This window comes from Streptomyces sp. NPDC050732 (assembly GCF_040654255.1).
Classification (GTDB): Bacteria; Actinomycetota; Actinomycetes; order Streptomycetales; family Streptomycetaceae; genus Streptomyces.
In genome coordinates this window covers 176,385-190,927 of the sequence record NZ_JBFAHP010000005.1, presented here as the reverse complement: position 1 = coordinate 190,927, position 14,543 = coordinate 176,385, and the positions used below count along the sequence as shown (strand labels likewise).

Genomic DNA, 14,543 nt, shown 5'->3' with positions numbered 1-14,543 from the left:
CCCCGGCCATGTGCATGCGGGGCGAGGCCGGTCCGGTGACGAGGCCCCTTGCCCCCTATGGCGTCCCGCCGCGCAGCCGCGGCGCGTGGGACGCCGCGTCCACCGCGGCCCCCTCCCGCTCCAACCGCCCGGCCAACGCCTCCGCCCAGGTGACAAGTTCGGCGACACCGATTCCGTACGGCCGCTCTTGTCCGGTCCGCGCGCTCCAGTCGGAGACGGCGGCGGCGCCGCGCAGCAGCAGGCGCGCCCCGCCCGTGGTGTTGCCGCGCGCCGAGTGGGTGAGGCCGACGGCGAGCTGGGCCAGCCCCTTCCACAGGCCGCGCTCCGCCTCGGGCCCGGACTTCCAGGCGTCCTCGAAGACCTCGTGCGCGTGGAAGGGACGCCCCGCGTCCAGCAGCGCCTGCGCCTCGCTCACGGACTCCTCGGGCGCGCGCACGACACCCTCCGGCTGCCGGGGCACCCCGTCGGTGCCATAGGGCAACGGCCGCCCGAGCCCGTCGCGAGGCCGCTGGTTACGGGCCCGCCCCTCCTCGTCGCGGTCCCGCTCGCGGCCACTTCCGTACGGTCCAGGTGCAGAGCTCATACGACGATTGTCGCGCGTGCCTGACGGCGGTCACCGGAGGACGAAGCACCCGTCCACGTGGGGTAGAGTTCTACCTGTGATCACGCGGGACACCGCGCCGAACACCACGGGACGTGGCGCAGCTTGGTAGCGCACTTGACTGGGGGTCAAGGGGTCGCAGGTTCAAATCCTGTCGTCCCGACTCGAAAGAGTCGCAGGTAGGGGTCGCCTTCGGGCGGCCCCTACCGCGTTTTCGGGAGCCGGCCGGTCAGTGGTCCGGGCAGACGGGCGGGTTGCCGTTCTCGTCCTTCATGACGAAGTTGGCGTCCCCGGCTCCGAGACGGTCCACGGAGAAGTTGACCCGCGGGACCTCGCACGGCTTGAGCGACTTGTAGGTGCCCACGATGGTGCGCAGTTCGATCGACTCACCGGGGTCCAGGTTGAGGTTGACGTCCTTGCACAGGGCCTTGTCGGAGTCATTGGGGTCGATGCGGCACTTGAACTCCTCCGTGCCACCGTTGCGCGGGGTGTACACGCTCTGCCAGCCCATCCAGTGCAGGCCGCCCGGGCCCAGGGCGAGCGTGACGTCGCGCTGACCGATGCGCTCGCCGGTGGTGTTGGTGATGATGATCTTCGGCACCGCCAAGCCACCGGGTGCCGCGGTCACCCCTTCGACCTGCACCACCGGCCGCGGCCTGATCCGGACCGTCAGATCCTTCGTCTCACCGTCCGCGGTGAGCTTTCCCTGGAACGTGCCGCCCGTCAGCGGAGCGCTGTTCTCCGCCTGGAGGGACACCTCGTACGGGCGGGAGTTGACGTGGTTGTGGCTTTCGAACGGCACCCGTGCCGTCTTGCCGTCCGGCGAGATCGTGACCGGGCACCGCATGCCGCGGCAGTTGGGGTTGATGTGGGTGATGCGCGTGTGCGGCGGGGCTTCGACCACCAGCTCGGTCGGGTGGTCGTAGTGCCGGTTGTTCGGCGGGAACACCACCTTCTGCTCGGCGCCGCCGGCCTCCAGCTCGGGGATGTTCTCCTGCGGGGGCCGCTCAGCGGCGAGCATCGAGGGTGCCTGCGCGGGCTGCGCCACGGCCGTCGCCGGTACGGCTGCCAGGGCACCGCCGGTGAGCGCGGCCACGGCCAGGGCGGCGGCCGCCCACCGGCTCGCGCCGGACGCCGTACGCGCACGGGCGGGCCCGCGGGATGTTGTGGTCTGCATGCCGTGTCTCCTTCGGAGGGCCGAGTGGGCGGGGATCCCGCCGACGACTGACTCGCGCCCCTCAACGACGGGATGCGTCCTCCGGCCCGTCCACATTCCGTCTCCGGCACAACCCTGGCCACATCGGCCTGTACGGCAGGGAACCGTGATGCTTCCGGGACCGGTGGAGGGACGCTCCAAGCAGGACCACCAGCCCCCGCGCCCGGAAGGACACCTCGCCGTGAACCAGCTCCCGAGCCCACCTGTCGGCCTCCTGACACCAGGGACCATGGGGCCCCACGCGCCGGTCGGTGGCGGACGACCCGGTGCTGCCGAGCGCGTGGCCGGACATTCGCTCGACCTGGAGATCATCATCCCCGCCCGCAACGAGGAGGAGCGGCTGGGGCCGACCGTGCAGAGCCTCAGCCGGCACATGCGGAACCTGCCCCTCACCTGGGCGTTGCGCGTGGTGGACAACGGCAGCAGCGACCGGACGCTGGAGTGCGTGGACCGACTGGCCTCGTCGGGCATCGCGGTGACCGCCACCGGCTGCTCCCGGCCGGGGAAAGGGGCCGCGGTCGCCCGGGGCATGCTGACGTCCAGGGCGACGTGGCGGGGGTTCTGCGACGCGGACCTCGCCACATCCGCCGATGCCCTCGACGACGCCGTGACACTGCTGCGCCAGGGCTTCGACGTGGCCGTCGGGTCCCGCCGCTGCCCCGGCGCACACGTGCGCACCCGGCAACCCGTCCTGCGCCGCCTGGGCGGGGCGGGCTTCCGGCTGCTGTCCCGCCCGCTGGCCGGACCCGTCGCCGACACGCAGTGCGGCTTCAAGTTCTTCACGGCCGACGCCGCGCGTTTCCTCTTCCGCGACCTGACCGCCCCCGGTTTCGTCTTCGACCTCGAACTCGTCGCGCGGGCCAGGGCGTCGGGGATGCGCATCGCCGAGTTCCCGGTCACCTGGGACGACCGGAGCGGCTCCACATTCCGCCCGGTGCGCCACCTCTGGCAGACGGCCGCGGAACTCCGGCGGGTGTACGAGACGGTGCGCGGCCTCCGCAAGGACGGAGCCGGTGCCCGAAGGCCGCTCCCGTCCGGCGACAGCGGCCCGGCCCCGGCACGTACGCGATGAGGCCGGTCGAGGGCGTCGCCGATGGCCGCTCCGAGAGGGCGGACAGCACCGACGCCCACGTCACGCTGGTCACCCTGCCCCGCGGGGCCCTCGAAGGAGCCGCCCCGCACCTCCTGGGGCCCACCGCCCTGGTGGGCGTGGGGGACCGCGGGCCGACCCTGCTGCTCACCGGGTGCGGCGTGCACGAAGCCAGGGACCGCCTGGCCCGCGCCGGTATCGACCCCGGCAACGAGAGCGCCGTCCTGCGCCCGGCCCGCCGCACCGACCTCTTCGACCGCTACAGACCCGCCGCCGACCCTCCGCCGAAGTCACCGCGCCACCCTGCCCTCCTGCCGGCGCGGAGCCGACGGGCCGCCGCCCTCGGGCTGTTGTTCACCCTGGCCCTGGGGGCGCGGCTCGTCGCCCTGGACACGTCCTACGACGTGTTCGTCGACGAGCTGTACTACACGGGCATCGCCCGCAACCTCGCCGCCGGTCACGGGCTGACGTCCCAGGGGGAGCCGTTCGCCCTGCACCCCCCGGCCCTCTTCGCCGTGCTGGCCGCCGTCCTGCGGTGCGCCGGGGGCCACGACGACCCGTTGCCGACGGTCCTGGCGCTGCGTGCCGTCATCGCCGTCACCGGTGCGCTGCTGGTGGTCGGCGTCACCGCGCTGCTGCACCGGACCGTGCGGCGGGCCGCAGTCGCCTGGGCGGCCGGACTGCTGCTGACCGTCGACCCCTTCCTCAACCGCTTCGACAGCCGCGTCATGCTGGAGACCCAGGCCACCGCCGCCGCGGCCGCCGGGATGCTCGTGCTCGCCCACACACCCGCCACGCCCCGCGGGCGGTGCGCCGGGGCCGTCGCCGGCGGACTGCTGTTCGCCGTGTCCGTCACCACCAAGGACTGGTACGTCCTGATCACCGTCGCGCCCGTCCTGGCACTCGCCACGCTGTCCACCGGCGTCGCCCGACGGACGCTGCTGACCGCGGCAGCCGTCGCCGTCACCGGCTACGCCACGTACGTGGGCGCCATCTGCGCCACCGGAGGGTGGCCGGCCTGGCAGGCACAGAAGCTCGACGGGCTGCACCGAGTGGTCGGACTGAAGCAGACCACCGGATTCCACCGCCCGGAAGCCACCACCGGCTTCACCGACCGACTGCTGGCCAACGCGGGCCAGCTCGGCGTCTCGTACGTCCTGATCCTCCTCGGCGCGGCCGCCACCTGCCGGCTGCTGTGGCAGCTCGGGCGCCGGCCGTGGCTCTTCGCCGGCCTGCCCGGCCGCTCGCTGATCGCCGTATGGGGGGCGTTCGCCCTGCCCGCCCTGCTGTACGCCGTGGTGTGGGGGACCTGCGAGGAGCAGATGTTCTACCCCGCCCTCGTCACAGGAGCCGCCGCTCTCGCCGTCACCGCCGATGCCCTGCCGACGCGCGGCGGAGGGCTCCGGGCAACGAACGCGGGCTGTCGCCGCACGGCTGCCCTCGCCGTGCTGCCCGCCCTGGCCCTCGCCGCCGGCCTGACCGTCGACACCGTGACCTGGGCCCAGGTGCACAACCGGCAGGACGACGCCTATCGACGCCTCATCGCCTGGACCGCACGGCACCTCCCACCGGATGCACGGGTCGCCGTCACGGAGGAGACGCCCACCCTCCTCCTGCCCCGTACGGTCAAGGCCAAGTGGAGCGGCCCCGAGGATCTGGCCGGGCACCGCGTCGACCATCTGCTGGTGTCCGACACCCAGGTGGCCGCGCAGGGCTCCGCCGCCATCGCCCCCGGACTCCTGGCGGCCGTCGAGCGGCGGGCCCGGCTGGCGCACCGCGAACTCGGGCCCAGCAACCGCGCGTTGAAGCTGTACGACCTCCGGGGCATGACCGCGTCGCCCACGCCCCCGCCCTGCTCGCCACCCCCTGTCGACAAGCCCGGCACCGCCCCTGAGGGGTGCCGATGACCGTCACCGCGTCCTCCGGCCGCGTACGGCACGGCGTGCCCGGGCGCTCGGCCATGCTGTTGGCCGGTTCCACGGTGGTGGCCGGTGTCGGCCACTACGGGCTGTCGTTGCTGCTCGTCCGGCTGCTTCCGGCCGGCCAGTACACCGTGCACGCCGCCGCCTCCTCGGTCCTGCTGACCGTCGGTGTCCTGTCCACCGCGACCGTCCCGGCCGTCCTGGCCCGCGAAGTGGTGACCACCCCCGAAGGGAGCGCCCGGCGCCGCGCGGCCGTCCGTGCCTGCCTCCGCATGACCACCGTCCTGGCGGCGGGATGCGCCCTCGCGGCGTGCGCGGCCGTCGCCCCGTACGCCGAAACCGGCCTGCTCGTCGCGACGGCGGCCGCCTCTTCGGCCATCTGGTGCAACTCCGCCGGTGCCGGATACCTCCAAGGCACCGGCCATTACGGCCGACTGGCCGGACTGCAGCTGGTGGAGACCGCGGTGCGGTGCTGCGCCGCACTGGCCGCGGTCGGCGCCGGATGCGGAGCCGCCGGGGTGGTCGGCGCCACGGCCGTGGCCGCCGGAGTCGGTGCCCTGGGCGCGGTCGCCGGGATGTACCGACGCGACGCGCCGCGGAGCGTGTTCCGGGCCTGGACCAGAGCCTGGACCCTGGCCCGGACGTGGAGCCGGATGCGGGGCCGGAGCGCACCGCGGGCCGCCGGTGAGCGGACGCGTCGCCGTCCGGCGCCACCGACCGGACTGTGGCGCCGGACGAGCTCGGTCGCCGGGGTCCAGGTCCTGCTCTGCCTGCTGCTGACGGGAGACGTGGTGCTGTCCACGGCCGTCCTGGACGGCGACGCCGCCCTGGCGCCCTACCAGGCCCTGGCCGTCATCGCCAGGGTTCCGCTGTACCTGGCGACGGCCACGGCCACCGTCCTCTACCCCCGCCTCGTCGCGGAAGGCACCACCTCGGCCCCCGGCCGTGCCGCGCTCAAGGAGGCGCTGCGCACCCACTGGATCACCACAGGGGTGCTCACCGCCGTCCTGGTCACCTGCCCCGGCGAGCTCCTCGCCCTCCTCCTGCCCGGCACGTACGTCGACGCGGCCGGCCTGCTGCTGCCGCTCGGCATCGCCGGCCTGGCGGGCGCCACCCTCACCGTCACCACCACCGTCTTCCGCTCCGAGCCACCCGTACGATCCGCCGTCCTGCTCCTGACGGGCGGCTGCCTGGCCCTGGCGTGCGCCGCCACCCTGACCGCGTCCCACCCTCCGGCGCTGGCCTGGAGCGCGGCGGCCTGCACCGGCCTCGCCGCGGCCGGGTCCGTCGCCCTGACCCGCCGCCGGGTCCCCGGTCTCGGCCCTGCCGCGGGAGCGACGGCCCCCTTGGCCGCCGCCGTCGGCACCGCCCTCGCGTTGCACCAGCTGCGCCCCCACCCATGGGTGTGGCTGCCCGGGGCGGGCGTGGCCCTGCTCGCCGCGTTCCTGGCGGCCCGCCCCCGGCGCCGCCGCAGCGGGCCCCAGCGGATCCTCCACCTCGGCTTCGAAGCCCCGCACGCCCCCGGGGCGGGCGGGGCCGCACTGCGCGCCCACGAGGTCAACCGGCGACTGGCCGCACGGGGCGTCGAGGTCACCGTCGTGTGCGCGCCCTGGCCGGGCTGCGCCGCCTCGGTGCGCGACGGCGTGCGCTACCGGCCGCTGCCTCCCCGGCCCGGCCCCCTCGCCCGCCACCGGTTCCTCTACCAAATGGCCTACTTCCCCGTGATCACCCTCGGCCTGCCCTGGCTGCTGCGCCGCACCGACCCGGACCTCGTCGTCGAGGACTTCGTCCCTCCCTTCTCCAGCGTCTGCGTCCCCTACCTGACCCGCCGCCCGGTCATCGGAGTGGTGCAGTGGTTGTCGGCCGCCGAGATGACGGCCCGGTACCGGCTGCCCTTCCACCTCGTCGAACGGCGCGGCCTGCGCTCCCACACCCGCCTGGTCACCGTCGGCCGGCACCTCGCCGCCGAGCTGCGAAGCCGCCACCCCGCAGCCGACGTCGTCGTCCTGCCCAACGGGCTCGCCCCGGCCGCCTTCGTCCCGTCCCGCTCGGCGCCCCGCCGAGACCTGGTCTACCTGGGGCGCCTGGAGACGAAGTCCAAGGGACTCGACCTGCTCCTGCGCGCCTACGCGCAAGCCGCCCCCGCCCTCACCTCCGACCTGCTGATCGCCGGTGACGGCCCGGACGAGCAGGCGGCCCGCGCCCTGGCCGCACGGCTCGGCGTCGACCACCGGCTCCACTGGCTCGGGCGGGTCGACGGCGACGCACGCTTCCACCTGCTCGCCTCCGCCCGCCTGGTGTGCGTGCCCAGCCGCTCCGAGACGTTCGGCATCGTGGCCGCCGAGGCCCTGGCGGCCGCGACCCCCGTCCTCTCCTTCGACCTGCCGTGCCTGCGCGACCTCGTGACGGAGACGGTGGGCGTACGGATCCCTGCCGGGGACGTCGCCGCCTACGGCCGGGCGCTCGCGGAGCTCGCCGCCGACCCCGCCCGCTGCCGCGCGCTCGGCACCGCGGGCCCCGACACCGTCCGCCATCTCGACTGGGACGTCGTCGCCGAACAGCAACTCGCGCAGTACCGGATGGCGATGGAGGCGGGCGAGCCCGGACGGTGGCCGCGGAGTGGGTGACAGCGGCGGCCCCCGCCCGGCCTCCGGGCAGGAGTGCCGGTACGTGTTCGGTCCGGAGCGACGAGTGCCGCACGCCCGCAGCCGGTTCGGCCGCCGCGAGGGACAAAGGTTGGTCAACCTGTCCAAACCCACACGGACTTCCGCTTGCCCCGGCACCCCGCGGCGCACGCTCTGGGCGGAGGGTGCGATCCCTCCCGGTGGGCGCGGACCCACCGGATCGCGCCCCGGCGAGGAGACCAACCCCATGAAGAACGCAGTGCGTCACAGCGCGGGCAGGGCAGGCACCCGACGAGGGTCCCGGCTGGCCGCGGCCGTGCTGACGGTGGCCGCGCTCACCTCCGGAGCGGGCGCCGCCGCGTCCCTGACTCCCGCGTGGGCCGCGGGTCCACGGGCCGTGGCAGCCGACCAGGCGGATCCCCTGCACTGCCCGTCGGCGGCCTGCCGGCGGGTGAGCCAGGACGTCGGCTACCCCGACAGCGTCACCCTGGACGGCAAGGGCAACGCGTACGTCACCGACTACTGGTACGGCAGGCTGTTCCAGGTCGATCTGAACAGCGGGAAGTCGACGGAGGTCACCGACGGCATCTCCTACGCCACGGGCGTCGCCGTCGACGGCCGGACGGCGTACGTCGCGAGCCACGACACCGGCAACCTGTGGGAGGTGAACCTCGACACCGGCCACAAGGACGAGGTGGCCACCGGCATCGACAGCCAGGTGGAGAACCTCGCCCTGGACGGCCACGGCTCCGCCTACCTCACGTCACAGGGGTCGGGCAAGCTGTGGAAGATCGACCTGCGCACCGGCGCCAAGAGCGAGGTGGCCTCGGAGGTGCCGCACGCGGACGGCCTCGCCCTGGACCCCGCCCGCAACACCGCGTACGTCAGCACCGACTCCGGCGGAAAGCTGTGGGCCGTGGACCTGTCCACGGGCCGGAAGTACGAGGTCGCCACGGGCCTCGGCCGGGCGGAGGACGTCGCGATCAACGCCGCAGGCACGAAGGCGTACGTCGTCGGTTACGACAGCAACAAGGTGGTCGAGATCGACCTGGAGACCGGCCGGAAGACCGATGTCGTGACGGGGCTCGGCAAGCCTGACGGCATCACCCTCGACGCGGCGGGCAACGCCTACATCGCCGACTACGACGGCGTGCTGTGGAAGGTGAGGAACCTGGGAGGCAGCGGGGCCCAACCCGGCCCGCCCGCGCCGCCCACCCCGCCGGCACCGGGGGGCTCGGCGGTCAAGCAGGTCGACGGGGTCACCGCCGAACCGGGCGACAAGGCGGTACCGAAGGTCACCGTCACCAACAACACCGGCGACCGCATCGGGCGGCAGGACGTCACCCTCACCCTCGGTCCCGGCGGACTGAAGTGGCTGGAGCACCACAAGCTCTACACCTCCCGCGACGGAGGAAAGGAGGAGTTCGGCTGCGACCTCGTCGAGGACGACCCCAAGCAGGTCCTCTGCAAGGGGGTGAACCTCAACCTCGCTCCCGGCGAGACGGTCGAACTGCGCACCGTCGTGGGCACCATGGCCTCGCTCAAGCCCTGCGAGGTGCCCCGGGTCAACTTCAAGGTCGGCGACGTCGGTGCCGCCGACGCCAACTTCGTCATGAAGGACCGCGAGGGCCGGCCCGAAACCTGCCCCGAACGCCCCTGACCCCAGCCTGACCCCACCGTCCGACGGCCCCTGACACCCGCCTCCGCGGGTGTCAGGGGCCTCGGCGTGACCGCAGCCGCCGGCCCGCCGCTCGACCATCCGGCACCGGAGGCTGTGAGACGGCCTCGTCAGCGGGCAGGTGGAAGGGTGAGCCATGTGGCTCAGGACGACGAATGCGACCCGTGGGAGTCATGGGGCGCGGCCATGGAAAGGACAGGCACAGCACAGTGACGCTTGCCGACGGCGTGTTCGTGTGGCTGGGAGCGGGAGCGCTGCTCGCGGCGGTGCTTCCCCGGGTGGTGGCCGGGCGGCCACTGTCGCTGCCCGTGGTGTTCCTGGTGGGCGGTATCGCCGTGTACCTGCTGCCGCTGCCCCTGCCGGCGGTCGACCCCGTGCAGCACCGGCTGCTGACCGAGCACGTCACCGAAGTCTGCGTCATCATCGCCCTGATGGGTGCAGGGCTGGCCCTGAACCGGCCGGTGGGCCCGCGGCTGTGGTCCTCGGCCTGGCGGCTGCTCGGCATCACGATGCCCTTGACCGTCGCGGTCACCGCACTGGCGACATGGTGGCTGCTGGACTGGCCGCCCGCCGCCGCGCTGCTGCTCGCGGCCGTCCTCGCGCCGACGGATCCCGTGCTCGCCTCCGAGGTGCGGGTGGGTGAGCCCACCAGGGACGAGCACGACGAGGACGAGGTGCGGTTCGCCCTCACCAGTGAGGCGGGGCTCAACGACGGGCTCGCCTTCCCCTTCACCTACGCGGCCATCGCGCTGGCCGCCGCAGCGGGAGCCGGCTGGTCGGCCGACTGGGTCGGCAGGTGGGCGGTGGAGGACGTCGCCTTCAAGTGCGTCGTCGGCGTACTGAGCGGACTGCTGGTCGGGCGGCTGCTGGGCTGGCTCTTCTTCCGGACCCGTGCGACCGCGCTGCGCCTGTCCGAGTACAAGGAAGGGTTCGTGGCCCTTGCCGCCACCTTCCTGTCGTACGGGGTGACCGAACTCGCCGGCGGCTACGGCTTCCTGGCGGTCTTCACCACCGCGTGCACCGTGCGGGCGGCCGAGCGCGCGCACGGCTTCCACAACGTGCTGCACGACTTCGTCGAGCAGGTCGAGCGCCTGCTCACCGCGGCCCTGCTGTTCCTCCTCGGCGCTTTCGTCGCGCTGGGCGGCCTGGCACCGCTGACCTGGCAGGGCGCTGTCACCGGGCTGTTGCTGCTGCTGGTGGTCAGGCCGCTCGCCGGCTGGGCGGGGCTGCTGGGCGGCCGGGTGCGAGGCCGGGAGCGCTGGGTGGTCGCCGCCTACGGCATCCGCGGCATCGGGTCGCTGTACTACCTCGCCTACGCGCTGGGCCGGCAGAGTTTCCCGGTGCCGGAGCGGGAGCTGTGGGCGGTGGTGACCTTCACCGTGCTCGTGTCGGTCGTGTTGCACGGCCTCACGGCCGGGCCGGTGGTCTCCCGGCTCGACCGGCGCAGGACCACCCGGCCCTCGCGGAAGAGGGAGCCGGCGCCGGGGCACGCGGTGGACGGCACCGGGCGCGGTACGTAGAGGGGTGTCGCGGCCGACCGGCCGCCGGCCACGACCACCCTCTTCTCGTCAGGACTGCGTCAGAACTGCGTCAGAGCTGCGTCACGACTGCGCGGGCCGCAGACGTACGGGCAGGGACTGGTGGCCGTTGCTGAGAAGCGAGCCGAGCGGCTTCAACTCGGCTGCCGGGACAGCGAGTTCGAGCTGCGGGAAGCGGTCGAAGAGGAGACGCAGGGCCGTGCTGACCTCAAGGCGGGCGAGCGGGGCCCCGAGGCAGAAGTGGACGCCGTGGCCGAAGGCGAGGTGCTCCTTGACTGTGCGGGTGATGTCGAAGTCGTCCGCGCTGTCGCCGTGCCAGTCGGGGTGGCGGTTGGCGGCCGCGTAGGAGGCGAGGATCGCCTCGCCCCGGGCGATCGTCTGTCCGTCGGACAGGGGGATGTCGGTCACCGCGTACCGCAGCGGCAGGTGCCTGACGGCCGGTTCGAGGCGCAGGGTCTCCTCGACGGCCTCGTTCCAGTCGACCTGCCCCGAGCGGAGCAGCGCGAGCTGATCGGGGTGGGTGAGCAGCTGGGTGATGGCCTGGTCGATGACGTTGACGGTGGTCTCGTACCCGGCGCTGATCATCAGCAGCAGCGTGTCGCGCAGTTCGTCCTCCGACATGCCGCCGTCCGGGTCCTCGTCGCGCGAGGTGATCAGGAGGGAGGTCATGTCGTCGCCGGGTTCGCTGCGCTTGGCGGCGATGAGCAGGTGGAGGGCTTCGTAGAGCGCCTTGGTGTTGGCCTCGGACTGCTCGGCGGTCAGGGTGGTGTCGAAGACACCGTCGACGACGCGGCGGAAGGAGTCCTGCTGTTCGGCCGGTACGCCCATGAGCCGGCTGATGACCGCGATGGGCAGCGGATACGCGAGGTGTTCGCGCAGGTCGACGGTCTCGCCGGGCGGGAGCGCGGCCAGCCGGTCGAGGATGTCGGTGACGAGCGTGTCTATGTTCTCCTGCAGCGCGGTGATGCGGCGGTGGCTGAAGGCGGGGGCGACCATGCGTCGCAGGCGCCGGTGGTCGGCTCCGTAGGCGGTGAACATGTTCTCCACCGCGACCCACAGGGCCAGCGGCCATCGCTGGACCGTATCCGCGAACTCCGGCCAGTGGGCGCGGGCGTCCTTGGAGACGTCCGGACTGGTCAGCAGCTCCTTGAGGAGCGCGGGGTCGGTGACGGACCAGGCGGTGACGCCCAGGATGTCGACGCGGACGGCCTGGCCGTGCGCCCGCAACCGGTGGTGCTCGTCGTGTGCGCGGGCGCCGGTGGGGTCGAGGATGATCGGCTGCGTGGGCACGGCCATGGTGGTGGTCCCTTCAGACGGATGCGGCGGTGGGGAACAGGACGGGCAGGGCGGACAGCGCCCGGTGGAAGGGCCCGGGGCGCCAGACCAGGTCGTCGGGGGCGGCGGCCAGGTCCATCTCGGGCAGCGCGTCGAGCAGGTGGGTGATGGCGGTCTCGGCGATGAGGTAGGCGTGCGGGCGTGCGGGACAGGCATGCGGGCCGGTGCTCCAGGACAGGTGGGCGCGGTTGCTCGCGATGCGCTGGTCCCCGAGGGCGGGGTCGTTGTTGCAGGCGGCCATGGAGATGACGACCGGCTGGTGCGCGGGCAGCAGGAAGCCGTCCACGTCGACGGGGTGCGGCGGGTAGCTGATGCAGTAGTTCGCCAGGGGAGGGTCGGTGTAGAGCACGGTGTCGAGCGCCTCACGCACGGAGGAGCCGCCCGCGTGGAGGTCACCGGAGAACTGGTCGTCGACGAGGATCCTGAGGACGGTGTTGGCGATGAGGTTGGTGAGGGGTTCGATGCCGGCGCCGTAGAGCGTGACGAGCTGGTGCGCCATCTCCATGTCGTCGAGCTCCGCGGCGTGCGCGAGGAGCCGGGAGGTGATGTCGTTCCCGGGCTCCCGCCGCCGCAGCGCCACCAGGTCGGCGACGGCCCGGGCCAGGATCTCGTTGCCGCTGGCGGCGTCCACCCCCTCGAAGATCTTGGCCATGCCGTCGGCGATGCGGCGGCCCACCTCGTCGGGGCAGCCGAGCAGGGCGCTCAGCACCTGGAAGGCGATGGGCCAGGCGTACTGGGTGAGCAGATCGGCGCCCTCGGAGTCGCGGAACCCGGCGATGGTCGCGTCGGCGACCCGCTCGACGAGCGTGCGCAGCTCGTGCTGGTCGACGCCGTCGATCGCGGCGGTGTTCGCCGACCGGTAGCGGGTGTGCTCGGGACCGGTCGAGCGCAGCGCGTTGGGGCGGTGCTCCATCATCGGGCGGACCGGGCACGTCTCGGGGACGGACTGCTCCCACACCCGCGGGTCGGCCGGGAACCGCAGGGGGTCGTTGAGGATGCGCCGGGCCTGGGCGTAACCGACGACGAGGGTCGCGGGGACCCCGGGTACGAGGTCCACCGGGACGAACGGCCCGAACTCGGCCCGCATCCGCGCGTACGCCGCGTGCGGATCGGCCGCGAACTCGGCGTCGTACAGGGCTGTCCGGCGCTCGGTCGCCGCGTCGGTCGTGGTCGGGCTGGTCACGGGCGGGACTCCAAAACAGGTGCGTTCAGGTCGGACAGGTACTCGCAGAGGGTGATCAGGGCCAGCACGCTGGAGGTGCCCTCACGCGCGTCACACGTCGTCAAGGGCGTGTGCGGGTCGAGGTCGAGGGCCTGCCGGATCTCGTCCAGGTCGTAACGTGGCGCTCCGTCGAACAGGTTGACCGCCACGGCGTACGGCGTGCCCTGTTCCTCGTGCAGCGCGAGGATCTCGAAGGAGGCCTCCAGGTTGCGGGTGTCGACCAGGACCAGCGCTCCCAGGGCACCCTCGGTCAGCCCGGCCCACATGGGGCGGAACCGCCCCTGGCCGGGAGTGCCGAACAGGTACAGGACCAGGGAGTCGCTCAGGTGCAGGCGGCCGAAGTCCATGCCGACGGTCGTGGTCGTCTTCCGCGGCGTCCGTGCCAGGTCGTCCACCCCGGCACTGGCCTGGGTGATCCGCTCCTCCATGCGCAACGGCGGGATCTGGGAGACGCTGCCCACGAACGTCGTCTTGCCGACGGCGAAGCTCCCCGAGATCACGATCTTCGCGGACCGGGTCACGCCGGGTGGCACATAGATGAGGCCGTCAGACGAGGGCGCGGAGACCACGCAGTACCTCCTGGAGCAGATCGGTTTGGGGTTGGTCGTCACCGGCGGCGACAGGGCGCGTCAACAGGCCTTCGTCGATGAGCGAGGAGACGAGGATGCGTACCGTGGAAGGAGGGAACTCCAGGGCGGCCGCGATGTCCGCGACCGCCAGGCCGCCGCCACCGGCGTGGGTGAACAGGCCCATCACCCGCCGGGCGTCCGCCCCCAGACCGTCGCTCGACCCGCTCGCGGCGATCACCACGGTCTCCAGGCGCACCGCGGGATCGGCGCGGACCCGCCCGTCGGTGCGGACGTACGGCCTGACCAGGTCCGGGTCGCGCCGCGGTCCGCTCACGTCGTCGGCAGGCCGAACTCGGAGGGCTGCCGCGGCGCGACCTTCATCTCATGGCCCACCCGCTGGGCCAGCTCCAGCATGTGATGGGTGATCAGGCCGATGTCCGCGTCGGGGCCGCTGGTCTGCACCGACAGCATGGTGTTGCCGCCGGCCTGGGTGATGAGGCCGACGTGGTTGGTCAGCTCGATCAGCGCCTGCCGGGTGCCCCCGCCGCCGGTCTCCTCGTCGTAGGCGAGGGCGGCGGCGCGAACGGCCGCGGTGATCGCGGCGAACTTCTCCGCCTCGTCCTGTCCGATGCCGGACGTCCGGGAGTGCAGCAGACCGTCGGAGCTCATCAGCACCGCGTGCCGGACGCCGTCGAGGGACCCCAGTGATCGGTCCAGCAGCCAGCCAAGTTCGTTGCCGGTGGTCACG

At 73.2% G+C, this 14,543-nt stretch carries 12 protein-coding genes and 1 tRNA gene; 6 read left to right on the top strand and 7 right to left on the bottom strand.

Annotation, left to right across the window (positions count from 1 at the left end):
- Nucleotides 1-55 precede the first annotated feature (55 nt).
- On the bottom strand, nt 56-583 hold the full coding sequence (locus AB0H82_RS06780) for a DUF309 domain-containing protein (protein ID WP_362989569.1): 528 nt from the start codon (nt 581-583) through the stop codon (nt 56-58).
- A gap of 107 nt (nt 584-690) precedes the next feature.
- Here AB0H82_RS06780 and AB0H82_RS06775 point away from each other — a divergent pair.
- Nucleotides 691-764: transfer RNA gene (locus AB0H82_RS06775), tRNA-Pro, on the top strand.
- Nucleotides 765-830: 66 nt separating this feature from the next.
- Here AB0H82_RS06775 and AB0H82_RS06770 read toward each other — a convergent pair.
- Nucleotides 831-1,778, bottom strand: coding sequence for a hypothetical protein (locus AB0H82_RS06770; RefSeq protein WP_362989567.1), 948 nt, complete (start codon nt 1,776-1,778; stop codon nt 831-833).
- 319 nt (nt 1,779-2,097) lie between these two features.
- Between AB0H82_RS06770 and AB0H82_RS06765 the strand changes: the two genes are divergently transcribed.
- From AB0H82_RS06765 to AB0H82_RS06745, 5 genes are all read left to right on the top strand, one after another.
- Nucleotides 2,098-2,889, top strand: coding sequence for a glycosyltransferase (locus tag AB0H82_RS06765; protein WP_362989565.1), 792 nt, complete (start codon nt 2,098-2,100; stop codon nt 2,887-2,889).
- Nucleotides 2,886-4,814, top strand: a complete 1,929-nt coding sequence (locus AB0H82_RS06760) for a hypothetical protein (RefSeq protein ID WP_362989563.1) — start codon at nt 2,886-2,888, stop codon at nt 4,812-4,814. The genes AB0H82_RS06765 and AB0H82_RS06760 overlap by 4 nt, the downstream gene beginning before the upstream one ends.
- Nucleotides 4,811-7,456: a glycosyltransferase family 4 protein gene (locus AB0H82_RS06755; RefSeq protein WP_362989561.1), complete on the top strand. Its 2,646-nt coding sequence runs from the start codon at nt 4,811-4,813 to the stop codon at nt 7,454-7,456. The genes AB0H82_RS06760 and AB0H82_RS06755 overlap by 4 nt, the downstream gene beginning before the upstream one ends.
- A 244-nt stretch (nt 7,457-7,700) precedes the next feature.
- Complete coding sequence (locus tag AB0H82_RS06750) at nt 7,701-9,113, top strand: hypothetical protein (RefSeq protein ID WP_362989559.1); 1,413 nt, start codon at nt 7,701-7,703, stop codon at nt 9,111-9,113.
- Nucleotides 9,114-9,340: 227 nt separating this feature from the next.
- Entirely contained in the window at nt 9,341-10,651 is a 1,311-nt protein-coding gene (locus tag AB0H82_RS06745) for a cation:proton antiporter (protein ID WP_362989557.1), read from the top strand.
- 81 nt (nt 10,652-10,732) lie between these two features.
- Here AB0H82_RS06745 and AB0H82_RS06740 read toward each other — a convergent pair whose 3' ends face one another.
- The 5 genes from AB0H82_RS06740 to AB0H82_RS06720 are packed head-to-tail and all read right to left on the bottom strand — an operon-like array spanning nt 10,733 to nt 14,542.
- On the bottom strand, nt 10,733-11,965 hold the full coding sequence (locus AB0H82_RS06740; RefSeq protein WP_362989555.1) for a cytochrome P450: 1,233 nt from the start codon (nt 11,963-11,965) through the stop codon (nt 10,733-10,735).
- 13 nt (nt 11,966-11,978) lie between these two features.
- On the bottom strand, nt 11,979-13,187 hold the full coding sequence (locus AB0H82_RS06735; protein WP_362989553.1) for a cytochrome P450: 1,209 nt from the start codon (nt 13,185-13,187) through the stop codon (nt 11,979-11,981).
- On the bottom strand, nt 13,184-13,795 hold the full coding sequence (locus AB0H82_RS06730; protein ID WP_362989551.1) for an ATP/GTP-binding protein: 612 nt from the start codon (nt 13,793-13,795) through the stop codon (nt 13,184-13,186). Before AB0H82_RS06730 ends, AB0H82_RS06735 begins: the two co-directional genes overlap by 4 nt.
- Nucleotides 13,773-14,129, bottom strand: coding sequence for a DUF742 domain-containing protein (locus AB0H82_RS06725; protein ID WP_362989549.1), 357 nt, complete (start codon nt 14,127-14,129; stop codon nt 13,773-13,775). Before AB0H82_RS06725 ends, AB0H82_RS06730 begins: the two co-directional genes overlap by 23 nt.
- On the bottom strand, nt 14,126-14,542 hold the full coding sequence (locus AB0H82_RS06720) for a roadblock/LC7 domain-containing protein (protein ID WP_362989547.1): 417 nt from the start codon (nt 14,540-14,542) through the stop codon (nt 14,126-14,128). Before AB0H82_RS06720 ends, AB0H82_RS06725 begins: the two co-directional genes overlap by 4 nt.
- Nucleotide 14,543: the final 1 nt, after the last annotated feature.